The organism is Polyangium sp. y55x31, from assembly GCF_029946505.1.
Lineage (GTDB): Bacteria > Myxococcota_A > Polyangia > Polyangiales > Polyangiaceae > Polyangium.
In genome coordinates this window covers 329499-353075 of record NZ_JARZHG010000007.1, presented here as the reverse complement: position 1 = coordinate 353075, position 23577 = coordinate 329499, and the positions used below count along the sequence as shown (strand labels likewise).

Genomic DNA, 23577 nt, shown 5'->3' with positions numbered 1-23577 from the left:
CGCGAAACGAGCGGGCGTACGGGACGCCGTTCAGGCGGCGAGCCGTGAAAGCTCGTCGAGAAGCTTTTCGAGATCGAAGGGCTTGCGGATCATCGCGCGTACCCGCCGGACGGGCACGTCGAGGCGTGACTCGTTCATGGCGGAGAGCACCATCACGGGAACGTCGATCCCTGCGCGATCGAGCGCGGCGAGAAACGCGTCGCCTTTCATCTCGGGCATCAAGTAATCGAGGAGAATCACATCGGGCCGCGTGCCTGCTGTAAGCCTTGCGAGTGCTTCGCTCGCCACGGTGTGCGCTTCGACCTGGTAGCCTTCTTCCCGCAGCAGATCGGAAAGTGCTTCGACCAGGGCATCATCGTCATCCACGATGAAAACCGAGGGCCCGGATTTCTTGTCGTCGGGGCTACCGGGTGGCGCGGCCGGCACGTTCGGGCTCGGACTCATGGGCCCCTTCCATCGAGCAGGTTCCCCGCGTCGTCGAGCCTCCGGACCCCTTGCCGCCGCCGGCCGATCGATTCATACGTTGTGAACGGTTGGCTGGGGGGTTGGGTGCTCGTTTGTCCAAGCACAAATCGAGCGGGGTAGGGACTTTCCGTAGGGCGTGTTCCGCGTGCGCCCGACCACAGCCGCACTTGACGCGCGAGTCAGGCTGAGGCCCAATTCGATGAAGGGCGGTCCTTGTCATGTCGGACACGAATAACAGCATCCGCGTTTACCTCATCGATGATCACCCGGTTTTGCGGGAGGGTTTTGCCAAAGCACTCGAGGCAGAGCCGGGGATGACCGTCGTCGGTCAGGCGGGCACGGCGGCCGATGCGCTTCGGGAAGTGCAGTCGATCAAGCCCGAAGTCGTGCTGGTCGACTTGAACATTCCCGATCGCGACGGCATCGAGCTCCTCGCGGCCCTTCGCGTCCAGGTGCCCTCCGCAAAGCTGCTCGTTTTGAGCTGCTACGACGACGAATTCCGCGTCGCCGAAGCGCTCCGCGCCGGGGCACAGGGGTACCTCGTGAAGACCAGCGAGCTCGCCGAAGTGATCGACGGCATTCGGCGAATCGCGAGCGGCGGCGCGCCGCTCAGCCAACGCATCGCGGGCGCCGTCGTCCGCGCGATGCGCAAACCTGCGCCCGAAGGCACGGGCGGCCTCGATGCGCTCACGCCGCGCGAGCGACAGGTCCTGCGCCTCCTCGCGGCGGGCATCTCCACCCGCGAGACGGCCGCGCGTCTCACGATCAGCCCGAAGACCGTGGAGACCCACCGCGTGCGGATCTACGCGAAGCTCGGCTGCAAGAGCGCCGTCGAGCTCACGCGGATCGCGGTCCGCACCGGCCTCATCGAGGCCTGAACCCTCGGGAAAACCGAACTCACCCTTCGGATTTCCGATCAGGCGCGTCGCTCTGCGGCGCGCTTGATCGTTTGTGCTGCAATAAAAGATCGATTCGAACACCATCGATCGTCAGCCCCTCGATCGAGCAGTTCGTGATCGTCACGCCGGCGAGGCTCACGTCGTCGAGCGACGCGCCCTCGAAGGACACGTTCCGGATCTTCGCTTTCGCGAACGTCACGTCGTCGAACGATCCGGACTCGAACGACACGTTTTTCACGGCGGCCCGCGCAAAGCTCGCGTCGTCGAGCTTCGCGTCCTCGAACGACGCGTTGTGAATCGACGCCCGGGAAAAACTCACGTCGTCGAACGAGGCGCCCTCGAACGTCGTGTCGTGCACCTTCGCGTCGGCCATCGTCACGTCGTCGAGTTCGATTTTTTCGAACGACGCATTCGAAACCCTCATCGGCAGCGTCGGTGTGTTCCCGGACTTCGGTCCGGTCGTCTTCCCAGGGTCGCCGGGCTTCGATCGAGCCTTCTTCTTCATGCGTACATGCTACCCCTCTTCCCCGACTCCGGCTTCCCCCGTACGGCCGGATCCAGGACACCATGCACGAGCCCGCCACGCTTCCCCACCACACCATCGTCACCGCGCCCGGCGTTTCGCCTTCACGCGCCATGATCGTGCTGCATGGCATCTTCGGCTCCGGCGGCAACTTCCGGACGTTGACGCGCACGCTCGCGTCGGCCTGCCCCGACTGGGCCTTCGTGCTCGTGGACCTGCGCGCGCACGGCCTCTCCACGTCCCTGCCGCCCCCCCACACGCTCGGCGCCGCGGCCGACGACCTCGTGCGGCTCGGCAGCGCGCTCACGCTCGACGTGCGGGGCGTGATGGGCCACTCGTTCGGCGGCAAGGTCGCGCTCGCCTACGCCGATCGCAGGCGCGGCGAGCTCGATCAGCTCTGGGTGCTCGACTCGACGCCGAGCGCGCGTCCTTCCGGCATGGAGAACGTCGGGGCGGCGAAGGTCCTCGCCATGCTCGCCTCTCTCCCCGTGGAGCTTCCGTCCCGCGAGCGCTTCCTCGAGCTCGTCACCTCCCACGGCGTCTCGCGCGCCGAGGCCGACTGGCTCGCGATGAACGTGCGCCGCGAGGGCGACGCCTTCCGCTTCCGCCTCGACCTCGCCGCGATCCGCGACCTGCTCCTCGACTACTTCGCCGAGGACCTCTGGCCGGTCATCGAGCGGCCCGACGGCCGACGCCACACGGGCTTCGTGATCGGCGGCCGCTCGGACACGGTCAGCCTCGACGACCGCGCGCGCCTCGCCTCGCTCGCCGCGAAGGACCCGACCCTCGACGTCCACGTCCTGCCGAACGCCGGTCACTGGGTGCACGTCGACGACCCCGAGGGCCTCCTTCGCATCCTCACGGCGGCCCTCGGCGGCTGAGGACTTCTCGCGAGGGTTTTTCCGGGCTACGGGAGGGCCATGCGAATCGCCTCCTGGAACGTGAACTCGATCCGCGCCCGCCTCGAACACCTCCGCACCTTTCTCGGCAGCGCGAGCCCGGACGTCCTCTGCATGCAGGAGACCAAGGTCGAGGACGAGAAATTCCCCGAGGAGGCCCTCGGCGACGCGGGCTACCGCGTCGTCTACTTCGGGCAGAAGACCTACAACGGCGTCGCCATCGCCGCGCGTTACGGCCTCGGCATCGAGGACGTGAAGAAGAACCTCGACGGCGACGAGGACGACGCCCCGCGCAGGCTCCTCGCCGCCACGATCGAGGGCATCCGCATCGTCAACGTCTACGTGCCCAACGGCCAGGCCGTGGGCACCAAGCCCTTCGCCTACAAGCTCGCCTGGTTCGAGCGGCTCGGGCTCGACCTCGCCGCGCACCACAAGCCGGACGAGCCCTTGCTCGTCTGCGGCGACTTCAACGTCGCGCCCACGAACCTCGACGTCCACGAGCCCAAGCGCTGGGAGGGGCAGGTCCTCTGCCACCCGGACGAGCGCGCCGCCCTCGGGCGCCTGCTCTCCTGGGGCCTGATGGATGCCCTGCGCGAGCGCCACCCCGAGGAGAAGATCTACTCCTGGTGGGACTACCGCATGGGCGCTTACCGCAAGAACCATGGCCTGCGCATCGACCTCGCCCTCGTCACGCCGCCGCTCCTCGCGCGCACGAAGGACGTGTGGGTCGACCGCAGCGTCCGTGAGCTCGAACGGCCCAGCGACCACGCCCCCGTCCTGATCGACATCGGCGAAAGTCAAGCCTGACTTCGGACAATCTCCGTCCGATCGGACCAGAAACGTCCGACCCAATCTAGGACATATCCTGTCCGATCGCCCTCCATTTCGCCCCCGATCGAACGGCGCGATTTGCTAGTTTTCGCCGCGTGATGCGGCTCAACCTGGATGGTTATTCGCTCGACCTTCCCCCCGCCTGGTCCGGTCTCGAAGACGTGACCTACTCCGATCCGAGCACCCTGCCTCCGGTCGCGCTCGCGGCCGAGGGAGGCACGGGCCGGCTCATGGTGGCCGAGATGCTCTTCGACGACGACGACGAGCAGCCCGGCAGCGAACCCGCCGAGCTCGAAGCCCTCGCGCGCGCCTGGGGCAAACGCCGCAGGCTCGAACCCCTCGAGATGGGCACCCACGCGCGGCCCGACGGCGTCGTCGCCACGGCCACCTACCTCGTGCGTGGCTGCTTCGTGCAGATCTGGTTCCTCTCGAACGGCGACCGCGTCGTGCAGGCGAGCTACGTCTGCCCCTGGGACGAGCGTGACAGCGAGGAGGCCGATCGCGAGGCGATCGTGCGCTCTTTGCGCTGGTCCTGAAGTCCTAGCGGTCCTCGTCGCCGCCCTCGTCCTTCGCGGCCTTCTCGGCTGCGGGCGGGGGCGGCGCCGCTTCCTTGGCTTCGTTCTCTTCCTTCGCTTCGCCCGCCTCTTCCTTCGGCGCGGACTTCCCCTTCGCGTCCTTGCTCCCCGAGCTCGCGGAGTTCGTCGCGTTCCCCGCGCCCGCCGCGCTCCCCCCGCCGCCTCCGCGCAGGTGCGACTCCTCCACGCACGCCGCCTTCATCCTCTCGGGACAGGCGATCCGCACGTGGAAGTGATCGTCGTGCACGTCGGCGTCCGCGGGGCTCATCAGCACGGATGCCGCCTTCGTGTAGAGGTCCTTCGCCACGTTCTTCTTCGCCGCGTACTTGAGCAGCCGCGTGCGCAGCCCTGCCGACACGAACAGGTACCTGACGTCGGTCTTCGTGTCGGTGAGCAGCGCCTCGACGAACGCCCAGTTCCGCTCGTCGTCGAAGCGCACGACCTCGCCGCCGCGGGCGCGCCCGTCGCTGCCGAACGCCACGAACCTGTGCGGGTTCACGTGCTTGCCTTTCTCGCTCACCATGTAGAAGCCGACGTCCGCGTCGCGCCCCGACTGATGCGAGTTGTGCCCGAAGAGCGCCCCGCCGTTTTTCGCCGACAGGTCCCCCACGTACAGGACCGACCCCTTGTACTTCCCGCTCACCTTGGCCGCCGCGCGCCTCAGCACCCGCACGAGATCGGGCAGCCCGTATGCGTGCCCGCCGCCGCGCACCTCGACCGACTTGCTCGACGCGAGCTTCTCGCCTCCGTAGAGCCGCCCCTTGTTCGGCGCCCCTGCCGAGAGCGCGCCTTTGGGCTTCCGCTCTTTCTCTGCGCCCTTCTTCGGCTCGGCCTTGTCCTTCTTGCCCTTGTCCTTCGTGGGCTCCGTCTTCGCCGCCTTGGCGCCGGGAGCGGCCTCGGAGGCGCGCGGGCCCAGGGCGACGAGCGCGAGACCGAGGGTGAGGGGCGCGGCGATCCGGGCGAGCAGGCGCATGATGTCGCGGACGTTAGCGCGCAAGGCGCGCGCGGGGGAGGGGATGTGAACGGTCGATCGTGGGGTTTTGCGTGACCGACCTCAGCCGTGCCGAGATCGCGAGCCAGCCTACATGAAAAAAGAGTCGAATCATATGCTTGACATGGGCCATCGGGACGGGTAGAAGCCTCGTCGCGTCCCACCCGAGGGCGGCGCAGGATGCGCCCGTAGCTCAGCTGGATAGAGCGTCGGACTTCGAATCCGAAAGTCGCCCGTTCGAATCGGGCCGGGCGTACCGGGTTCCGAGTCGACTCTTCCAGGGGAGCTCGGGAGACCGTTGAAAACCGAAGCAGCAAAACCGGGCCATTAGCTCAATTGGTAGAGCAGTGGACTCTTAATCCATTGGCTGAAGGTTCAAGTCCTTCATGGCCCACCCGGATCCAGGAACGAAAAAGGCCGGTACGCTTGCAGCGTGCCGGCCTTTCGTCTTTCTGGCCTGTGGCATGCGTCCGCGTGCCTTCCTGCTTGACGTCGCTTCCCGGGTTTGGTGAGGAAGAGACACCATCATGCATTTCTGCCGTGGCCTCCTCCTCGCGAGTACGTGGGTGATCCTGCTTGCCGGGTGTGGAGGCTCGGGGACGCGGAGCAACTATCCTCCCGGCCAGCCGATCGCGCTCCTCGAAGGCACGGCGCACCTCGGCGACAACCGCGCCGGCAGCCAGAACTTCCCGAGCGGGCTGGCGACGGCGGCGCGCCTCTGCTCGCTCGTGAACGTGCCGGAGGCGCTCGACGCCTTTCTGCAAGTGGTCAACCTCCGGAACTCCGAGACGTTGAGCAACCTGATTACGGTGAATGGCAAGCCTTTCCCCCTGGGGATCACGCTCGAGCGGGACCCGTATGGGAACACGCCGCTCTCGACGCAGACGTCGCCCGTCTTCGCCGTACATCTGGAGCCTGGGCCCTCGGAGGTTTGTCTGGTCACCGGGAAGAAGGCCAATGGCGACGTCGACGACATCGAGGTCGACCAGGTCCTCCTCTTCGTGGAGGGGATCGACCCCGAGGACGTCAGCGTTCGTCGCGGATTGGGGCTCGGCACGCCGCCTCCGAGCCAGCCGCCGAGTCGTCCGTGGGGGTCGATTCAGTAGCATCTCGTCGGCCGGTGTGCGGTTGGCCCTGACAACCTCGGGTTCGACTCCACAATGAAAAAGGCCGGTACGCTCCCCGCGCGCCGGCCTTTCGTGCTCGACCGTCGGTTCTGCTCAGAACCACTGCCCGATCGTCTTGTCCTTGCGGGTCACCTTCGAAAGGTGCTCGAGCTCCAGCACCCAGGACTCGGTCTTCTTGATCAGCGGCTTCGTGTCCGTGACCGTCTTCGCCTCGTGCTTCTTCACGACGGCGTAGCCCTCGACCTTGTCGCCGACCTGGATCGTCACGCCCTCGGGCATCTCCCCGAGCGTGAGCCGCACCGTCGTCTCCTGGATGCTCTTGCCGGTCTTGCAGATCTCCCGGTAGATGATCCGACCATTCTGGATGCTGTGGATCCGGTTCGTCTCCACGCAATCGTAGGGATACTCGTTCGTGTAGGCGTACAAGATCTCGAGCTCGGTCTTCCCGCCGTTCTGCGTGATCTTTTTGACCTCGCCGAATCCCGAATAATACCCGAGCTTCGGGTGCCCGGGGATCTCCTTCTCGTCCTTCGCGATGGCCTCGATGTACACCTTCTCGAACTTGCCCGGGCGCGCCTCGTCGGCCGACTTCTTCGCCTCTTTCTCCTGGAGTCGCTCGATCTTCTTCCGCGTCTCCTCGGAGAAGAGCGGCTTCACGTATTTCGCGCCGCGCTCCGTGTATGAATTGCCGCGGCCGGCGCCGTCGAGCGCCGGCGTCTTCGGCGTCCCGTTCGCGGCCGCGTAGGCGCAATACATGTCCCGCTCCGTCGCGGCGTCGAGCCGGGCGCGGACCTCGTTTTGCTGCGGCGCGCCGCCCACGATCGCGTACAGGTAATCACGCCCCGTGGATTCGTAGGCCTTCTTGATTGCAACGCGCAGGTCCCTTTGAAACCCGACCTGCGTCATCAAAATGTCGATCACCGATTGGCTGCTCGCCGACTCCCGGGCCGTCTTCTGCAGGCCGAGCAGCGCGCCGATGCGCCCGTAGGGGCTCGGGATCTTCGACGCATCCGCGATCTCGGTCGCCCACTTCGCGTCGAGCGCCCGCGCCTCCTTGTCGATCGCCAGGTAGTCCGCGTAGCACTTCGCGAGCCACGTCCTGCGCATCGCCGCCACGATCAGCGCCTGGTACGTCTCATCCGACGTGTTGGCCTTCTCGTCCTCCGGCATCTCGTCCCAGCCCGTCAGCCAGGTCGGGTCCGGGTTCTTCAGCGTCCGGCGCGGGTTGTACAGGTAGATGTACGTCGCCTTGTCCTGGTACTCCTTCACGCCCGCCTTCTTCTTGAATTCGGGCACGCACATGTGGTTCTCGCAGGACGTGTAATCCCACGACTTGAACGTCGCGAGCACCGCCTTGCCCGCCTCGTCCTCGTCGTACGGCAACGTGCCGAAAGGCCCCACGCTCGGCGTGCCGTCGGACGAACCACCCGCGAGGCCCGGGATGTTCGTTTGAACGTTGATGAGACCACATCCGGACGCCAGCAGGCCGGACATCAGAACAATCGCAGCTTTTCTCATTGTACCGGGCCGCCAGCTATCACGCGACCGCGGGGTTTGGCAAGCCGTCGCGTAGCGGCTTACGCGCCCTCGGCGAGCTCCTTCTCGATCGCCTCCCACTCCCCCATGAGGGCCTCGATCTTCGCGTCGAGCTCTTTTTGTAGCCGATCCAGCGCGGCCACGTCCTCCTTGCTCGTCCGTTCGAAAAACCCCGGCTCGCAATACCGCGACTCGAGCTCTCGTTTTTGCGACTCGGCCGCCTCGATCGCCGCCACCACCTTGTCGCGCTTGCCGGGCAGCTCCTTCAATCGATTGCGCTTCTTCTTTTGCTCCTCCCACGCCGAGCCCGACACCTGCGCCGCGGGCTCCTGCGCCTTCGCTGCGCTCTTCGCGGCCTTGTCCTTCTGGACCACGGCCTCCGCGTCGAGATGATCGTCGCCGCAGCGCGCGAGGTATTCCTCGTAGGTCCCGGGGAAATCGTTCCGGCCGCTCGGGAGCACCTCCAGAATGCGCGTCGCGATCTTCGAGACGAACCAGCGATCGTGCGACACCAGAATCAGCGTCCCCTCGTAGGCCACGAGCGCATCCGCGAGCGCCTCGATCGCCTCCACGTCGAGGTGGTTCGTCGGCTCGTCCAGCAAAAGCACGTTCGGCTCCTCCACGAGGATCCGGCAAAACAAGAGCCGCGCCGCCTCTCCGCCGGACAAGAGCCCCACCTTCTTGTTCACGTCGTCGCCCGAGAACAGCATCCGCCCGAGCCGCCCCCGCACCGCGGCTTCCGGCTCCGTCGGGCATGCGGCTTTCATGATCCCGAGCGGCGTCGCCTCCGGATCGTCGAGGACCTCCCGGTGATCCTGCGCGAAATACCCCACGCGCGCCTCGTGCCCCCAGCGCACCGTGCCCGCGTCCTTTTCGAGCTTGTCGGCGAGGATCTTGAGCAGCGTCGATTTGCCGATCCCGTTCGGCCCGATCACCGCCACCCGCTCGCCCCGCCGCACGGCCAGCGACACCGCGGTGAGCACCCGCTTTTCTCCGTACGACTTGTTGATCCCCGCGACCTCGAGCACGTCCCTCCCGCTCGGCCGCGCGATCGACAGCTTGAACACCGGCGTCCGCCGCGAGCTCTCTTCGAGCTCCGGCACCTCGATCTTCTCGATCTGTTTCAGCCGGCTCTGCGCCTGCTTCGCCTTCGTCGCCTTGTACCGGAACCGGTCCACGTACGACTGCTTGTGCGCGATCACCTCCTCGATCCGCTCGATCTCCGCCTGCTGCCGCTCCCGCTCGGCGCGTTTCTCCTTCACGAACGCCGTGTAATTGCCGTGATAGAGCGTCACCGTCCCGTAATCGATGTCGAGGATGTGCGTCGCCACGTTGTCGAGGAAGCGCTGATCGTGGGAGATCACGAGCACCGAACCCTCGTGCGCGTTCAGGAATTTTTCGAGCCAGCGGATCGTCAGGATGTCGAGGTGGTTCGTCGGCTCGTCGAGCAGGAGCACGTCCGGCCCGCCCACGAGCACCTGCGCGAGAAGCACGCGCAGCTTGAAGCCGCCCGACAGCGTCGCGAGCGGCCGCTCGTGCGCCTCCATCGGGATCCCGAGGCCCACGAGGATCGACGTCGCCCGCGCCTTCAGCGTGTAGCCGTCGTAGGCCCGGATCACGTCGGCGAGCTCGGCGAGCCTCTGCGCGTCGCCCGCGCCGTCCTCCACGATCCGCTTCTCCTCTTCGAGCGCCTCCCAGACGAGCCTGTCGCCCATCATGGCGAGGTCGAGGATCTTCGCCTCGTCTTCGAGGAACCGGTCTTGCCGGAGCACGCCCATGCGTGCGCCTTGGGGGATGTTGAAGCTCCCTTCGGTCGGCGCCTCGTCGCCGGCCAGGATCTCGAGCAGCGTCGTCTTGCCCGAGCCGTTTGCGCCGACGAGCCCGTAGCGGCTCTGCCGGTTGAGCTTCAGCGACACCTCCTCGAAGAGGGTCCGGTCGCCGTACGATTTGCCCAGGTTCGACGTGACGATCATCGCGGGGACGGTGGTATATCCTCCCGCAACCGAGGAGGCCACGTGCGCTTTCGAGAGCTCATCCAAGATTCCAGCGCCACCATCGACGCCATCGCCAGCTACCTCGACGGGCTCTCCGCCGAAGACAGGCTCAGCGAGACCCGCACCCTCTCGCGTGACGAGCAACGCAAGCTCTACCAGAGGGCCGAGAAGGCGCCCCTGATCACGCTCGACCACTTCGTCCCGACGGACATCACGAAGCTTTCGCCGGTCCACCACGACGGCCGCAACACACTCCCCTTGCCGAAGAGCCTCAAGCTCTTCCAGAAGCGGTTTTGCCGGCCCGAGGACGGCTCCGAGCGGCTCTTCGGGTACAACGAGTCGCCGTTCCTCGGCACCGTGGGCCCGGGCTTCTTCGTGGCCGTCCCGACGAAGGGCCGTCCGGAGTGGGAGGCGCGCGGCGGCGTCGTGATCGATTACTTCCAGGTCCCCGACGGCCCCGTCGCGGCGGGCTGGCCCAAGGTCATCCCGAACTCGAAGGGCCTCCAGATGTTCGTCTACAACGGCACGCGCGACTACATGCGCAAGGTCTCCACGCACGTCTCGATCGGCGCGGCCTACAAGGGCGAAAAAGCCCTCGACCACTACTTCATCCTCTGCCGGGATCGCTGACCCCTCCCAGGGGCGCGCGTACCTCTACGCGGGGACGGGCAAATCGGCAAGCACCGTCCCTCCCGCCTTCTCCATTTCCACGAACGTTTCCCCGAGCCAATCGAGGAACGCCGCGTCCCACGCCGGCCCCTCCGGCCACCTTGCCGCGATCCTCGCGGACATCTCCGCGTCCCACCGCTCGTACACGGCCCGCAGCGCGCCGTGCGCTTGCCTCGCCAGCACCGCGCTCCGCTCGCCTTTTCGCTCGCCCCCCTCGATGAACGTATCCTCGCAGAGAAAGTAATTGCAGGTCGCCGGGCGCATGGCCGGGTCGATCGTGCATCCTCTCGGCCCGTGGAACACGCATTTGCGCTCCATCGGGTCGGTCGGGGCCTCGCGCCGCTTCACCCGCCGCAGATCGAGCCCGCGCTCCGTCGGAATCAGCTCCTTCTTGACGATCCGCGAAAGCACGAAATCACGCCCGCCCCCGGCGACGACGCGCCCCACGTCCGACCAATCCATCTCGGGTGGTGCTTTGCAGCAGCCTGCCGGCCCTTGCGGGCATTTCGCGCAGAGGGTCGAGAGGAGCTGGGTGTGAGGGCCGAGGATTTCGAGTCGAATCATCGCGCTGCGAGGCGGGACGCGAGCGCCCTGCCGACCGAGCGGCCCACGGCGCCCTCGACCTTCTTGAGCTCCTCGGGCATCCAGAAATGCAAAACGCGCCCGACGGCCTCCGTGCTCGACCGGACGAACGCCATTCCGCTCGTCTCCGCCCGCTCCGTGCTTTGCGGAAAGCACACCTTGCACAGGCACGGCAGGGGCCCGGCTGCCTCGTGTTTCGTCACATTCACGGCCGGGGCCACGCCTGCGCTCCAGGCCGCGCCGAGCAGCAGCGCGGCCGAGGGCGCGTCGAGCACGCGTGGCGTCTGAAGCGACATCCCGAGCGTGCCGGGCGCCGAGGTGATGCCTTTTCCATTCGCGAACCGGATCCTCGGCACGAGCGGCGTGATGTCGCTGATCGGCACGCGGTTCCTTCCGCCGCGCCATCCTTTGCCGGAGCTTTGCGGGTTTTCCAGCACGGCGACGAGCCAGAGCGTATCGGCCGGCGGCCGCACGGTCACCATGAACAGCCGTCCTCCGCCGGCGAGCGGGGCGAGGCCTTTGCTCTGGCTGTGGTAGGTGTCGATGGGCCACACCTTGCCCGGCTTGCGCCCGCCCGCTTCCTTCTCGAACACGGCCTTGCTGACGATGGCGAGGACGTCCGGCATGGCCGCGACTCTACCAGAACCGCCCGGGAAGGTCAGGGCCCATCCCGCGATCGGGATTCCGCCGTGGGAAACGCGTTCGCGGAGCCCGCACGCCCGATTTCGCGGTGGGAAACGTGTTCGCGATGACCGCGGACGCGTCCGTCGGCTGACGGAGAGGTTCGCGGCGACGGCGAAGGCGTCCGTCGCCGAACGGGCGGGTTCGCGGCGTCTGCGAAGGCGTCCGTCGTTGAAACAACGGATCCGCGGCGTCCGCGAAGGCGTTTCCCATGGGAAAGTCGTCCTCGCGGCCGGCGCGAAGGTGTTTCCCAGCGTCCCTGGCGGCTTGCGGCGGGCTCCGGGCTCGGGCAACCTCATGGCATGGCGGCCGATGCTGCGCGGAAACGTGCGACGTATGAGGACCTCCTGGCGCTCCCGCCCAACGTGAAGGGGGAGATCCTGGATGGGGTGCTGTATACGCAGCCGCAGCCCTTGCCTCGACACGCCCTCGGCGCGGCGAGCCTGCAGGAGCAGATCGGTCCGCCCTTCCGCCGTGGCATCGGCGGCCCCGGTGGCTGGTGGATCCTCCCCGAGCCCGGCATCAACCTGCCCGACTCGCCCGAGGTCATCCCAGATCTGGCCGGGTGGCGTCGCGAGCGGTTGCCCGAGTTGCCGAGCAACGAGTCCATCAAAGTCGTACCCGACTGGGTCTGCGAGATCTTCTCCCCGAGCACGCGTGGCTACGATCAAGTCGTCAAGCAGCCGTTTTACGCCAGGCATGGCGTTCGATGGTTGTGGTTCATCGATCCCGAAGCGCGTGCGCTCCTGGCATATCGCCTGGAAAATGGCCGCTGGGTGAGCATCGGTACGTGGGGGAATGACGACCACGCGCGGATCGAGCCGTTCGATGCGATCGAGATCGATCTGTCCGATCTCTGGTTGCCGGCGAAGGGCTGACATGGACAGCCAGCCGCCGCATCCGGGGCCCGCGCACATGCGAACCGCGACGATCCTCGGCGGGCACCTCAGCAGCCCCTTCGATAGTGGCTGGCGTGGCCCGGGGGGTTGGTGGATCCTCATTCGACCCGGCATCGAGTTGCCAGACGCGCCGGAGGTCGTCCCGGATGTCGCCGGATGGCGCCGCGAGCGGATGCCCCATCTGCCGGAAGAGGCCATCACGCTCGCGCCCGACTGGGTCTGCGAGATTCTTTCACCGAGCACCCACAACTACGACCAGCGCATCAAGAAGCCGTTTTACGCGAAACACGGCGTGACGTGGTGCTGGATCGTCGACCCGGAGGCCCACGTGCTCACGGCTTATCGGCTGCGGAACGGCCGCTGGCAGGATCTCGGCACGTGGGGAGACGACGACCGCCCGCAGGTCGAGCCCTTCGAGGCGATCGAATTGCCGCTGTCCGACCTCTGGCTCCCCTCGGACGCCTGACCCTCACCCCTCCTTCGCCGGCTCCGCCCCTTCGATCTCCGCCCCCTCGTCCTCCCCGCGGATCTTCCGCTGCGTCGGCCGCACCTTCTCGGCCAGGTCCCGATATCCGGCCAGCCGATACAACCCCTCCAGCGCCTCTGCCGTCCCCTGATACGCATCCGACCACGCCGCCGCCGCCCGGTCCCGCGCCGCGAGCGCCGTCTCGAGCTCCCGCGCCTCGCGGTGGTCGTCCCCCACCGCCGCTTCGAGCTGGCTCGATTGCTTGTTCACCGATTGCAACGCGACCGCCGTGTCGAACGTCGAGCCGAGCGGCGAGACCACCGTCGCCGGGTGCTCGCCGAGCAGCCGCGCCACGGTTTTCGTGTACTGGAGCAGCTTCGCCGGCACGCGCGGCGATTCCGTCGAGAGGCCGTACGTCGCGAGCGCCGCCGCCCCCATGTGGTCCTCGATCGTCCGGCGCAAGAGGCCGAGCAAGGTCGCGAGCGCCGCGGCCGCCGCGTCGCGCGAGGCGCGCACCGGGATGTCGTCCGCCCGCTCGGCCGCGAGGTCTTCCTCCGCTTTGCCGAGCTCCGCCGCGGCCCGCGCGAGGCCGTCCGCGAGCGCGTCGAAGATCGCGAGGTACGAGTGCTTCGTGGCTTTCGTGAGCGGCCCCTGGACCTCCTGCGACCGCGCCGCGAGGACCTCCGCGACGGCCACGCCGTGCGTACGGGCCGAGGCGACCACCTTGTCGCTCACGCGGATCTGATTCTGCACCTGTTCGCCGACCTTCGACATGAACACCTCCCTCCGAGCGGCCGCGAGGGTAATCAAGAGCGAACGAGCCCGGCAAGCCGGAATGCCGCGCCGCTTGACATTCGCTCCACTTTGCCGTCCCGCTCGAAGGCGATCCCGTGGACCGCTCCGCCCCCGCGAACCCCCCCGCGCTCGTCCGCCTCCTCGACGACGACCCCGAGGTCCGGCGCGACGCCGTCGAGACCCTCGACGCGCGCCCGCTGCCCGCCCGCTTCGCCCTGCGCCAGGCCATGCTCGGCGACGAGGACGCCGGGGTGCGCGCCGCCGCCGCCCAGAAGCTCGGCGAGCTGCGCAGTCGTCGGTTCACGGTCGCCTTCGTCGAGGCGCTCGATGACGTGATGCCTTCGGTGCGCGATCGGGCTTATCGCGCGCTCGCCCGGCTCGAAGCGCGTGATGTGTTGCCGTACGCGGCCCGCGCCATTCGAAAGGAGCCCGTCTGGTGGGTGCGTCGATCGGCCGTGCGCGCCGCGGCCGCGGCCGGGGGGAAGGAGGCGCTTTGGCTGCTCGTCGAGGCGCTCGCGGATCCTTTTTGGCGCGTGCGGCATGCGGCCGTGCAGGCGCTCGTCGTGCTCGGCGAGGACGATTTCGAGGTGCGGGACGCCGTCTCCCAGGCCGCCGCGAAGGATCCGACCGGGACCGTCGCCTCCGCCGCGTCTTACCTCGGCGCCGCGTGGGCCGGCGCCGCCGATACGCCGGCCGCGGCCGCTTCGCCGGCCGTGTTCCTCGCGGAAGGCCTCGCCGACGAGGATCCCGCCGTCGTCACCGCGCGGCTCGAAAAGGCCGACCCCGCGCTCGTGCCCGCCGCCGCGCTCGTCGCCTGGCTCGGTGATCCCCACGCGCCGCTACGCGCCCTCGCGCGTCGTCGTTTGCGCGAGCGGAACGACTCCGATGCGCTCCTCCTCGCGTTGCGATGGCTCGACGAGCCACGCGTCCCCCACGCCGCCGCCGAGGTGCGCGCCGTGCTCGATCGGCTCGGGAGCGGGGAGGATCTGCCGCTCGCCCGGCGGGTCCTCGTGGCGGATCCGCCGTCCCCCGGGGCGCTCGCGTGGGCCGCGGAGGTGCTCGCGGTGCGGGGGAACGCGGAGGACCTGGAGCGGGTGCGGGGCTTGGCGAAGAACGGCGCGACGGGGCTGCGGGCGGCCGCGGTGACGGGATTGCTGCGGGATCAGCGGTCGCTTTCGGTCGTGCTCGGGGCGCTCGACGATCCGGACGAGGAGGTCCGCGCGGCGGCGCTCGCGGGGTGGGAAAGGCGGCCCGGGTCGCCGCGTATTCTGGCGGCTTGGGCCGAGGCCCTGGTCGTCGCCGCTCCCCGCGCCGCATCCGTCCGCGAACGTCGCGCCGTCGCCGAAGCCGCGGCCCTGCTCGGCGACGACCGCCTGCTCGCCCGCGCCGCCGACGACACGGACCCCGCGACCCGCGCCGTCGCCCTCGCCGCCCGCGCCGCCGGGGGCGATCTGCCACCGGCCGAACGCGCCCGCGCCCTCGCCGACGAGGACCCCTGGATTCGCGCGGCCGTCCTCGACCCGGACGTGGCCCTCGCCGCCGCCGTCAGCGACGCCGACCCGTGGATCCGCCGGCAGGCGATGACCCTCGTGTTCCGCCATCGGGATACGCTCGCGCCGGACGACGTCCGCGCCTGCGCGCTCGCCTCGGCCCTCGCGGCCGACCCTTTCCTTCGCGCCCGCGCCGCCGATCTGCTCGCGCCCGAGGACGAAGCGCTCCACCCCGAAGCCTTCCGCACCCTGCTCCGCCTCTCCCAGGACCGCGCCCCGATGGTCCGCGCCGCCGCCGCGAGCGCCCTCGAAGCCGTCGTTGGCCTCGAAGACCGGCTCCTCGTGCTGCTCGACCCGTCGAGACCCGAGCCCGACGAGGCCGTCCGCACCTCGGCCTATACCTGGCTGCTTCGCGACGGCGACGATCGCGCCCTCGCGCGTCTCGCCGCGGCCCTCGCACCCGGCGCGGAAGGGGCCCTCGTGAAGGCGCACCTCGAAGCCCTGACGCTCGTGCTCCCGGACGAGGCATTTTCCAAGCAGCCCTCCCTCGCCGAGCACCGCCCGGCGGCGCCCCCGCCCGCCGCGGAGCCGGCGCGAAAGCGGGCTCCGGCGTCCGCGCGGCCCGAAGGCGTCACCCTCCGGCCCCTCGGGACCACGGGGCTTTTCGTGTCGCCGCTCGTGGTCTCGGGCGCCCACGGCCTCATTGCGTCGAGCTTCGCCGATGCCCGCGACGCCGGGGTCAATGCCTTCTTCTGGGAGCCACGTTATCACGAGCTGACGCGTTTCCTGCGGTCTCGCCGGGCCGGCCGGGACGGGCTCGTCCTCGTCGCCGGCACCTACCATTCGGGCCCCGACGCCCTCCGCGCCGACGTCGAGCGCACGCTCGCGCGCCTGCGCATCGATTGGATCGACGTCTTCCTCCTGTTCTGGGTCCGCTCCCCGGATCGCCTCGCCGACGACGATTACGACGCCCTCGCGCGCCTGCGGGACGAAGGCAAGCTGCGCGCCTTCGGCTTCTCCACGCACGACCGCGCCGTGGCCGTCTCCGCGCTCGAGAAGCACCCCTGGCCCGTCGTGATGACCCGCCACAGCGCCGCGCACCCCGGCGCCGAAACCACGCTCCTCCCAACGGCCCGCGCGCGGGGGACGGGCGTCCTCACGTTCACGGCCACCTCCTACGGCCGCCTCCTCCGCCCCACGCCGGGCGATTCCCCGGAGACAAAACCCCCGAATGCCCCCGATTGCTACCGTTACTCGCTCACGCAGCCCGGCGTGAGCGCGACGCTCACGGCGCCGCGCAGCCACCGCGAGCTCGTCGAAAACCTCACGGTCCTCGCCCGCCCGACCCTGCCCGCGGAGGCTCTCCCCGCGCTCCGCGCCCACGGCGAGCGCATCCGGGCCGAGACACGGCGCTTCGACGCCCTGGTCCGCCGCGCCCCGGGCGGCCCGCGCGACCGTCTGCGCGCGCTGCTCGACGAAGACACGACGCGCTCCGACGACGCCCTTCCGCCCGAGCCCAAGATGTGATGTCATCGCCGGGCTCACGGGAGGCGCGAGCAGCCAGCTATCACCCCGCGATGTCACGTCGCGGCTGCGAACGACTCCCCATGGGGAACGAAGCGTTACGGGGACCGCCCCGCAGGGCTTTTCGTCCCCGTACGCGTCTGCCGAGCAGGTGGCGGCGCCTCTCGTGAGCGGCTTTCTTTCGGGGCTTCCCTGCGTCGGGAAAATATGTTCCCATGGGGACGGCTCCCGGGGACACGAGCAGCCAGCTATCACCCCGCGATGTCACGTCGCGGCTGCGACCTGTACCCCATGTAAGAATGATGCGTCACGAGACCGCCCTGCGGGGCGATACAGCTTGCAGCTGTAGGTCTTGTGCACGCCTCTGCCGAGCAAGTGGCGAGGTCTCCGGGAGCCTTCTTCGCCGTCCGGGTCAGCCGACCGCCGTCTCCGCGGGGCTTTCCTTGGTGCGCCGCGCCTCCGCGCGCCGCTTGCGGGCGTACTCGCTGGTCGCCTCTCGCACGATCTCGGGTCGATCGCGGAACACGAACCGCGCGGCAGCCCGCACGATCCCGATTCGCTCGAGGAGCAGCGCCACGAGCCGATTCCGCAGCAAGAGCGCGTCCCTCGTCGCCTCGCTCGTGGCCACGCGTGTGGGCTTTTCTCGGAGCGCTGCCGCCACTTTCTTCGCTTCGTCGATGTAGGCTGCCGAGAATCCCCCGAACCCGTCGAGCTCCTTCTCGTACGTAGCCGCGAGCGCCGCATGATCTGCGAGCGCCGCCGCGACTGCGTCGGCAGAGCGTGGATCCGCCTCGTGCGCCGCGCTCACTCGCGCAAGCTGCGCATCGGCCGCGTCTGTCACTCCGTCATCGAAATGGTACGTGAGCGCGGCCTTGATCTCACCGAGCAAAAACAGCCCCCGCTCGAGCGGATCCTCGTCGGGCTTTGCCGTATCGACCGTGAGCAGATACCGCGTCTGCGCTTCCTGCGCGGCGCGCTGGATCGACAGGATCTCCTTGCCCGTCTTCGGCCCGATCCTCCGCGCGCCTTTCCCCTTCCCGCGGCCTGCCACGGAATCGAGTCCGCGCCGGAGGACCACGCCTCCCTCGCCGACCTGCGTCTTGTAATACTTCTCGAAGAACCGCGCGACGTCCACGGCCTCCCCGAAGAGCACGTGCAAGGGCACGGGCGACTGGGGCAACGCCTCGGCGTCGACGTTCATGGAACGAACGACCTCGGACCACCGCACGAAATCGGTGCTCGGCTTCGACATGATGTAAAGCTCCCTGGGGCGCAGACGAGCCGAACGCGGCCGGCAGCGCTCCGGTCGACGGAGGAGGATGAGCCCGCCTCCGAAATGAGTGAACGCTGGGGATAATCACCGTCTGTCAGGCTGCAATGGTCCGAGCAGGAATTTTGCGTTCGGGCGGGACTGGGCAGGGGGCGTCCTGCTGTCCTGGAGGGGGAGGGAGGTGTCCTGGAGGCGGAGGTCGGTGTCCTGGAAGGGGAGGGGTGTCCTGGAGGTGCCTTGCGGCGTCCTGGGCCATCTGGTAGGCGCGCGGATGGCCAGACCAGGAGGCGGCGGTGCACATCGCGAGTATTCAGATCACGAACTACAAGAGCTATCGCGAGTCCTCGGAGCTGAAGCTGACCACTGGGATCAACATCATCACGGGGCAGAACAACGCGGGGAAGACGGCGCTGCTCGAAGCTCTCTCGCTGTCCATCTCGGACAAGCCCCATCGCAGCTTGGCGACCGTGCCGCAGGTGGGGAAGGCATCTTCGACACCGTCAGCACTACGCGTAAGCTTTCGGATCGACCAGGACGAGTTACGCGCCCTAGTCCTGGTTCCTGGCCGTGAGGTACAGCTAGCTCAGCCCAAACAAGGATCGCGGTTTTCTGGGACGCATGGCTTCACATACTCAAACACTGATGAGCACCGAAATGATAGGCTGATAACTTGGCTGCTCGGAAAGGATATATTTCGAGTAGCCTGGCATCCGGGCATTGGGCTCAAGCATATCGACTACGAGTTTGACCCGAACCGACGTGTCGTATTTAGTGTTGATGCCAATGGGATGCCTAAATTTGATCATTATGTTCAAAGTACGGGTAGCGTTGGTCCCAGTATTAGTTTGGCTCAACAATATCAGCGTACCGCATATTCTTTTCGTGCCGAGCGGTTCAACCTCGGAATCTGTGCGTTCGGTCCTAACACGGTACTCAGATCGGACGCATCGAACCTTGCAGAGGTCCTCTCGAACCTTCAAAGCAATCCATTTCGCTTCCGTAAGTACAACGAAACACTGCACCGCGTCCTGTCACAGATTCGTCAGGTCACGGTTCGCAACCTGTCCGATAACAAGGTCGAACTTCTTACCTGGCCCCACGACCCCTCCACCGAGCGCCTCGATCTCGCTGTCCCGTTGGACGAATGCGGCACCGGTGTCGGCCAGGTGCTCGCCATGCTCTACGTCGTCCTCAACTCGGACAGTCCGCGCACCATCCTCATTGACGAGCCGCAAAGCTTCCTTCACCCGGGCGCAGTCCGAAAGCTCATCGAGGTCTTCAAGGAGCATCCCCAGCACCAGTACATCCTCACGACCCATTCACCCACCGTCATCGCCGCGGCGAACCCGTCGACCATCACGCTCGTCACGCAGCGCGACGGTGCGAGCGACTTCGTCGTCATCGATCCCGCCGAAAACGAGCAACTGCGGCGTTACCTCGTGGACATCGGCGCCCGCCTTTCGGACGCGTTCGGCGCGGATGACGTCCTCTGGGTCGAGGGGCCCACCGAAGAGATCTGTGTTCCGATCATCCTGGAGAAGGTCGCGCGCAAGCCCCTCCTCGGCACGGCCATCATCGCCGTGAACAGCACCGGCGATCTCGAAGGGCGCCACGCGAAGACGGTCTTCGAGATCTACGAGCGCCTCAGCAAAGCCAAGGGGCTCCTACCCCCCGCCGTCGGCTTCGTCTTCGACAAGGAAGAACGCACCGAAAAGCAGATGTCCGACATCCGAACGCAGAGCAACGGCGTGGTCACCTTCACGCCGCGGCGCCTCTACGAAAACTATCTACTCAACCCTCGCGCCATCGCCGCGGTGATCAACGAAATCACCGACTTCCGAGAGAAGCCGGTGACGGATGCCGAGGTGGATGCGTGGATTCGAGGTCAGCTCGATGCCTGGCGCGAGGGAAGTACCGAGGTGAAGCGGCACAAGTATTTCGCTTCCGCATCCTTCGACGGAGACCGCTGGAAAGACTCGATCCATGGCGCCAAGCTTCTCGAGCGGCTGTTCACCGAGCTTTCCGAGACACGGGTTTCGTACCAGAAGACCGAGCATTCGGTGCGGCTGACGCAGTGGATTGCCGAGCATGCGCCCGAAGATCTACGGGAGCTCGCCGACCTGTTGAGCAATGTCCTCGACAAGGGCCGCGAGCGACTGGCGCCGCGTTGAGAATATCGGCTGGACGTCCGGGTTTTTCCAGGTACGCTCGTTTGTCGGCGCATGACCGACAACCCGCACGACGCGCTCTTCCAGTACGTCTTCTCGAATCCGGAGCACGCGGCCCCGGCGCTGCGCACGATGCTCCCGGCGGCGCTCGCCGAGAAGGTCGACTTTTCGACCCTCGCGCTCGCCCCGGGGCATTTCGTGGATCCGGAGCTCGACGGGCACCGGAGTGATCTGCTGTATTCCGCCAAGATCGCGGGCCGCGACGCCTTCATCTACGTGCTCTGGGAGCACCAGAGTTACGTGGACGCGTGGCTGCTCCTGCGGCTGCTCGAGTACATGGTGCGGATCTGGCGCTCGTACCGGGACGAACACCCGCGGGCGAGGAAGTTGCCGCCGATCGTTCCGGTCGTCTTGCACCACAGCAAGACCGGGTGGCGCGCGGCACGGCGGTTCGAGGAGCTCGTGGACATCGACGCGGCGAGCCTTTCCGTGCTCGAACACGTGCCTCGGTTCGGGTTCGTGCTGGACGACATCAGCCGCGTGGACGACGCGGAGCTGTCGCGGCGGGCGATGACGATGCTCGGTCGGTTGGTCCTGTACCTCTTCCGTCATTCACGGAGCCCGGAGGAGCTCTTCGCAGGGCTCGGCCGGTGGGCGGAGGTGCTCCAGCAGGTGGTACGTGCGCCGGACGGGGATGCTGCGATCACGGCGGTGATGATGTATCTTCGGAAGGTCGGCAAACGAGAGGAGGACGAGGTAGTCATGGCGGTGCGGAAAGCCGTGGGCGACAGCGTGTTCGATCAGATCTTCCACGCCGGCGAGCGGCTCGAGCAGAAGGGGTTCGAACGAGGGATCGAACGGGGGATTGAACGAGGGATCGAACGAGGCAAACGCGAGGGCCGTCGCGACACGCTCGCACGCCAGCTCAAGCTCCGCTTCGGCGAACTCCCCGTCTCCGTCAAGGAAGTCCTCGACGCGGCCACGATCGAGGCGCTCGACCGCATGGCGGACCGGATCCTCACCGCCTCCACGCTCGCCGAGGTCCTCGGCACCGATACCCCGGCTGAGCCGAAGCCCGCCCGAAAGACCCCTGCGCGCAAGTCCCCGCAGCGCCGCCCCCGCGGGCGCTGAGCTCCTCGCGTATCGCTTCCATCCCCCTTAAAAACCTCCCCCCATCCCTGGTAGGATGCGCCGCCATGAGCCTGGTCGGCCTCCTCCTCGAGCTCAAGCCCTTGCTCGCCGATCCCGACGCGAACTTCGATCGCGTCGCCGAGCTGCTCGAGCGACACCAGGGCCTCGCCGAGTACGAGGTCGCGCGCTTCTACGCGGGCCGCGCCTTCGTCGGGCCCGTCGGCAAGCTCCTGCGCAGCGAGGATCCGCGCGAGCGGCTCCGCGGCGTCCGCATCGTCCCGCTCGTCTTCGCTCGGGGAAACGCGGCGCAGCACCTTCGCCGCATGGTCAAGGACGCCGACAATGCCGTCGCGAGCGCCGCGCGCGGCGCCGTCCAGACGCTCGGCCTCGCGGATGTCGCGCCGCCCGATCGGCGCGCCTCCCCGTCGCGGTTTTCGAGCCCCCTCTCGCCCGGGGGCTGGAATCCCACGGGCTGGACCTTCGGCCTCTTTCGCTCCCGGTATGTCTTCCGCCGCGGCGCGGCCCCGACCCGGACCCCGCCGAAGGTCGATGTCCCCAAGCTGAGCAGCCGCGCCCATGTGGCCAAGCTCGTCGGCGTCGAGCTCGGCGAGCTGCCCGCCCTCATGCGCCCCGGCACCGGCAAGGGGAGCGGATACGTCGAGTTCGAGATCCCGAAGCGCACCGGCGGACTTCGGAAGATCTCGGCCCCCCGCGTCCGATTGAAGGGCGTCCAGCGCGCCATTTTGCGCGAGATCCTCGCCAAGATCCCCGCGCACCCCGCGGCCCACGGCTTCATCGAGGAGCGCTCCACGCTCACCAATGCGACCCCCCACGTCGGCGCCGCCGTCGTCGTGCGCGTCGACATCGAAGACTTCTTTCCCACGGTCCATTACCGCCGCGTCGTCGGCTTCTTCCGGCGCCATTACGACGAGGAGGTCGCCGTCGCGCTCGCCGGCCTCACGACCCACCGCGCCAAGCTGCCGGATGGCGCCGTGGCTTGGCCGGGCGCATTGCCGCAGGGCGCGCCCACCTCGCCGGCCCTCGCGAACCTCGTCTGCCGCCGCCTCGACGCGCGCCTCGACGCGCTCGCCAAGAAGACCGGCGCGACGTATACCCGTTATGCCGACGACCTCACGTTCTCCTTCCGCGACCCGCCCGCGCGCCTCGGGCGGTTCCTCTGGTGGGTCAATGCGATCCTCCAGCAGGAGGGTTTTGCGGAGAACGTCAAGAAGCGCCGTATCATGCGCAAGGGCAATCGCCAGCGCGTGACGGGCCTCGTCGTCGACCAGAAGCCGTCCATCCCGCGCGAGGAGCGGAGGCGGTTCAAGGCCATCCTCAACAACTGCCGCCGCCACGGCGTCGCCTCCCAGGCCCGCGGAAAACCCGACTTTCCGGCCTGGCTGCGCGGGTACGCGGCGTACGTGCGCATGATTCACCCCGAGCTCGGCGCGAAATGGCAGCGCGAGGTCGAGGAGATCCTGTCGAAATAATCCTATTTGCATGGAGCCACTCTCGCGTGGATCCCACGTGCGGGAGGGAGGGAATCGTGTCGAAAGAGGACGAGCTGAATCCGTACGAAGCGCCCAAGGAAACGAACACCACGAAGCGGCCCAAGAAAAAGAAGCCGGCCGAAGACGACACCCCGCACGATCCCTCGATCGACGCGATCGTCTTTTCGCTCCAGAAAACGCGGCCCTGGATCACCCTGTTCGGCACCCTGAGCTACATCGGCGCCGTCGGCCTCGTGGTCTTCGGCCTCTATGCGATGACCTCGTCCCCGATGGCACGAGCGATCGGCGAGGTCGGCGCCGTCGCTTTCATCGTGTACCTCGTGCTCGCCGTTCTCTACGCCGTCATCGGCTCGCGCCTCTTCCGGTATCGTGACAGCATCAATCAGGTCATCGCCACCGACGGGCGCCTCGATTTCATCGCGACCGCGATCGAGCGCCAGCGCGAATTCTGGGCGTTCGTCGGCATGATGACCGTCGTGCTCCTCGGCCTGTACGTGCTCATCATCGGCGGCAGCCTCCTGTTCATCGCCAGCCGCTGAACCGCCGCACCC

Annotated in this window: 22 protein-coding genes and 2 tRNA genes; 15 read left to right on the top strand and 9 right to left on the bottom strand. The window is 67.7% G+C overall.

Translation table 11 applies throughout. The features are described 5' to 3' along the window. Positions 1-30: 30 nt before the first annotated feature. Positions 31-426 (bottom strand): response regulator, encoded by a 396-nt coding sequence (locus QHF84_RS16645; protein WP_281314286.1) that lies wholly within the window; start codon positions 424-426, stop codon positions 31-33. Positions 427-683: 257 nt separating this feature from the next. Here QHF84_RS16645 and QHF84_RS16640 point away from each other — a divergent pair, with 257 nt between their 5' ends. Continuing rightward, on the top strand, positions 684-1343 hold the full coding sequence (locus QHF84_RS16640) for a response regulator transcription factor (protein ID WP_136934084.1): 660 nt from the start codon (positions 684-686) through the stop codon (positions 1341-1343). Positions 1344-1362: 19 nt separating this feature from the next. Here the strand turns inward: QHF84_RS16640 and QHF84_RS16635 are convergent, their stop codons facing one another. Beyond that, positions 1363-1869, bottom strand: a complete 507-nt coding sequence (locus QHF84_RS16635) for a pentapeptide repeat-containing protein (protein WP_281314285.1) — start codon at positions 1867-1869, stop codon at positions 1363-1365. Positions 1870-1931: 62 nt separating this feature from the next. Here QHF84_RS16635 and QHF84_RS16630 point away from each other — a divergent pair, with 62 nt between their 5' ends. From QHF84_RS16630 to QHF84_RS16620, 3 genes are all read left to right on the top strand, one after another. Continuing rightward, positions 1932-2768: an alpha/beta hydrolase gene (locus QHF84_RS16630; protein WP_281314284.1), complete on the top strand. Its 837-nt coding sequence runs from the start codon at positions 1932-1934 to the stop codon at positions 2766-2768. Positions 2769-2807: 39 nt separating this feature from the next. After that, the gene (gene xth / locus QHF84_RS16625; protein WP_281314283.1) at positions 2808-3593 is read left to right on the top strand and encodes an exodeoxyribonuclease III; all 786 of its coding nucleotides are present in this window, start codon (positions 2808-2810) and stop codon (positions 3591-3593) included. A gap of 119 nt (positions 3594-3712) precedes the next feature. Then, complete coding sequence (locus QHF84_RS16620; protein ID WP_281314282.1) at positions 3713-4153, top strand: hypothetical protein; 441 nt, start codon at positions 3713-3715, stop codon at positions 4151-4153. A gap of 4 nt (positions 4154-4157) precedes the next feature. Here the strand turns inward: QHF84_RS16620 and QHF84_RS16615 are convergent, their stop codons facing one another. After that, a complete protein-coding gene (locus tag QHF84_RS16615) occupies positions 4158-5165 on the bottom strand; it encodes a penicillin-insensitive murein endopeptidase (RefSeq protein ID WP_281314281.1) in 1008 nt (335 codons plus the stop codon). A gap of 200 nt (positions 5166-5365) precedes the next feature. On the opposite strand from QHF84_RS16615, the gene QHF84_RS16610 reads away from it, so the two are divergent. The 3 genes from QHF84_RS16610 (at position 5366) to QHF84_RS16600 (ending at position 6289) form a co-directional block, all read left to right on the top strand. Continuing rightward, positions 5366-5439, top strand: a tRNA-Arg gene (locus QHF84_RS16610). A 65-nt stretch (positions 5440-5504) separates the two neighbouring features. Then, positions 5505-5577: transfer RNA gene (locus QHF84_RS16605), tRNA-Lys, on the top strand. A 133-nt stretch (positions 5578-5710) separates the two neighbouring features. Then, positions 5711-6289 carry a hypothetical protein gene (locus tag QHF84_RS16600; RefSeq protein ID WP_281314280.1) on the top strand — a complete coding sequence of 193 codons (579 nt, stop codon included), beginning with the start codon at positions 5711-5713 and terminating at the stop codon, positions 6287-6289. A gap of 114 nt (positions 6290-6403) precedes the next feature. On the opposite strand, the gene QHF84_RS16595 is transcribed toward QHF84_RS16600, so the two are convergent. Together QHF84_RS16595 and abc-f are read right to left on the bottom strand one after the other, a co-directional pair. Continuing rightward, complete coding sequence (locus QHF84_RS16595; RefSeq protein WP_281314279.1) at positions 6404-7804, bottom strand: hypothetical protein; 1401 nt, start codon at positions 7802-7804, stop codon at positions 6404-6406. An 83-nt stretch (positions 7805-7887) separates the two neighbouring features. Further along, positions 7888-9819, bottom strand: coding sequence for a ribosomal protection-like ABC-F family protein (gene abc-f / locus QHF84_RS16590; protein ID WP_281314278.1), 1932 nt, complete (start codon positions 9817-9819; stop codon positions 7888-7890). A 42-nt stretch (positions 9820-9861) separates the two neighbouring features. Between abc-f and QHF84_RS16585 the strand changes: the two genes are divergently transcribed. Continuing rightward, the gene (locus tag QHF84_RS16585) at positions 9862-10470 is read left to right on the top strand and encodes a hypothetical protein (RefSeq protein ID WP_281314277.1); all 609 of its coding nucleotides are present in this window, start codon (positions 9862-9864) and stop codon (positions 10468-10470) included. Between the two features lie 24 nt (positions 10471-10494). Here the strand turns inward: QHF84_RS16585 and QHF84_RS16580 are convergent, their stop codons facing one another. Then, positions 10495-11073 carry a hypothetical protein gene (locus QHF84_RS16580; protein WP_281314276.1) on the bottom strand — a complete coding sequence of 193 codons (579 nt, stop codon included), beginning with the start codon at positions 11071-11073 and terminating at the stop codon, positions 10495-10497. After that, positions 11070-11717: a hypothetical protein gene (locus QHF84_RS16575; protein WP_281314275.1), complete on the bottom strand. Its 648-nt coding sequence runs from the start codon at positions 11715-11717 to the stop codon at positions 11070-11072. The genes QHF84_RS16580 and QHF84_RS16575 overlap by 4 nt, the downstream gene beginning before the upstream one ends. Positions 11718-12074: 357 nt before the next feature. Between QHF84_RS16575 and QHF84_RS16570 the strand changes: the two genes are divergently transcribed. Together QHF84_RS16570 and QHF84_RS16565 are read left to right on the top strand one after the other, a co-directional pair. Beyond that, positions 12075-12650, top strand: a complete 576-nt coding sequence (locus QHF84_RS16570) for a Uma2 family endonuclease (RefSeq protein ID WP_281314274.1) — start codon at positions 12075-12077, stop codon at positions 12648-12650. 37 nt (positions 12651-12687) lie between these two features. Beyond that, positions 12688-13137 carry a Uma2 family endonuclease gene (locus tag QHF84_RS16565; RefSeq protein ID WP_281314273.1) on the top strand — a complete coding sequence of 150 codons (450 nt, stop codon included), beginning with the start codon at positions 12688-12690 and terminating at the stop codon, positions 13135-13137. A 3-nt stretch (positions 13138-13140) separates the two neighbouring features. On the opposite strand, the gene QHF84_RS16560 is transcribed toward QHF84_RS16565, so the two are convergent. Further along, the gene (locus QHF84_RS16560; RefSeq protein WP_281314272.1) at positions 13141-13911 is read right to left on the bottom strand and encodes a hypothetical protein; all 771 of its coding nucleotides are present in this window, start codon (positions 13909-13911) and stop codon (positions 13141-13143) included. Positions 13912-14027: 116 nt separating this feature from the next. Between QHF84_RS16560 and QHF84_RS16555 the strand changes: the two genes are divergently transcribed. Further along, positions 14028-16949, top strand: a complete 2922-nt coding sequence (locus QHF84_RS16555; protein WP_281314271.1) for an aldo/keto reductase — start codon at positions 14028-14030, stop codon at positions 16947-16949. Positions 16950-17358: 409 nt separating this feature from the next. On the opposite strand, the gene QHF84_RS16550 is transcribed toward QHF84_RS16555, so the two are convergent. Further along, positions 17359-18198, bottom strand: a complete 840-nt coding sequence (locus QHF84_RS16550) for a hypothetical protein (RefSeq protein WP_281314270.1) — start codon at positions 18196-18198, stop codon at positions 17359-17361. Between the two features lie 311 nt (positions 18199-18509). Here QHF84_RS16550 and QHF84_RS16545 point away from each other — a divergent pair, with 311 nt between their 5' ends. The 4 genes from QHF84_RS16545 to QHF84_RS16530 all read left to right on the top strand — a co-directional run bounded on the left by QHF84_RS16545 (position 18510) and on the right by QHF84_RS16530 (position 23565). Continuing rightward, the gene (locus QHF84_RS16545; RefSeq protein WP_281314269.1) at positions 18510-20387 is read left to right on the top strand and encodes an AAA family ATPase; all 1878 of its coding nucleotides are present in this window, start codon (positions 18510-18512) and stop codon (positions 20385-20387) included. A 51-nt stretch (positions 20388-20438) separates the two neighbouring features. Further along, complete coding sequence (locus QHF84_RS16540) at positions 20439-21515, top strand: Rpn family recombination-promoting nuclease/putative transposase (protein ID WP_281314268.1); 1077 nt, start codon at positions 20439-20441, stop codon at positions 21513-21515. 65 nt (positions 21516-21580) lie between these two features. Then, a complete protein-coding gene (locus QHF84_RS16535) occupies positions 21581-23005 on the top strand; it encodes a reverse transcriptase family protein (protein WP_281314267.1) in 1425 nt (474 codons plus the stop codon). Between the two features lie 56 nt (positions 23006-23061). Beyond that, entirely contained in the window at positions 23062-23565 is a 504-nt protein-coding gene (locus QHF84_RS16530; protein ID WP_281314266.1) for a hypothetical protein, read from the top strand. Positions 23566-23577: the final 12 nt, after the last annotated feature.

Bases quoted from the DNA above. Each gene is read 5' to 3' on its own strand.
- QHF84_RS16640 (WP_136934084.1), top strand. From the start codon at position 684: ATGTCGGACACGAATAACAGCATCCGCGTTTACCTCATCGATGATCAC.
- QHF84_RS16635 (WP_281314285.1), bottom strand. From the start codon at position 1,869: ATGAAGAAGAAGGCTCGATCGAAGCCCGGCGACCCTGGGAAGACGACC.
- QHF84_RS16630 (WP_281314284.1), top strand. From the start codon at position 1,932: ATGCACGAGCCCGCCACGCTTCCCCACCACACCATCGTCACCGCGCCC.
- xth (WP_281314283.1), top strand. From the start codon at position 2,808: ATGCGAATCGCCTCCTGGAACGTGAACTCGATCCGCGCCCGCCTCGAA.
- QHF84_RS16615 (WP_281314281.1), bottom strand. From the start codon at position 5,165: ATGCGCCTGCTCGCCCGGATCGCCGCGCCCCTCACCCTCGGTCTCGCG.
- QHF84_RS16600 (WP_281314280.1), top strand. From the start codon at position 5,711: ATGCATTTCTGCCGTGGCCTCCTCCTCGCGAGTACGTGGGTGATCCTG.
- QHF84_RS16595 (WP_281314279.1), bottom strand. From the start codon at position 7,804: ATGTCCGGCCTGCTGGCGTCCGGATGTGGTCTCATCAACGTTCAAACG.
- abc-f (WP_281314278.1), bottom strand. From the start codon at position 9,819: ATGATCGTCACGTCGAACCTGGGCAAATCGTACGGCGACCGGACCCTC.
- QHF84_RS16580 (WP_281314276.1), bottom strand. From the start codon at position 11,073: ATGATTCGACTCGAAATCCTCGGCCCTCACACCCAGCTCCTCTCGACC.
- QHF84_RS16575 (WP_281314275.1), bottom strand. From the start codon at position 11,717: ATGCCGGACGTCCTCGCCATCGTCAGCAAGGCCGTGTTCGAGAAGGAA.
- QHF84_RS16570 (WP_281314274.1), top strand. From the start codon at position 12,075: ATGGCGGCCGATGCTGCGCGGAAACGTGCGACGTATGAGGACCTCCTG.
- QHF84_RS16565 (WP_281314273.1), top strand. From the start codon at position 12,688: ATGCGAACCGCGACGATCCTCGGCGGGCACCTCAGCAGCCCCTTCGAT.
- QHF84_RS16560 (WP_281314272.1), bottom strand. From the start codon at position 13,911: ATGTCGAAGGTCGGCGAACAGGTGCAGAATCAGATCCGCGTGAGCGAC.
- QHF84_RS16550 (WP_281314270.1), bottom strand. From the start codon at position 18,198: ATGTCGAAGCCGAGCACCGATTTCGTGCGGTGGTCCGAGGTCGTTCGT.
- QHF84_RS16540 (WP_281314268.1), top strand. From the start codon at position 20,439: ATGACCGACAACCCGCACGACGCGCTCTTCCAGTACGTCTTCTCGAAT.
- QHF84_RS16535 (WP_281314267.1), top strand. From the start codon at position 21,581: ATGAGCCTGGTCGGCCTCCTCCTCGAGCTCAAGCCCTTGCTCGCCGAT.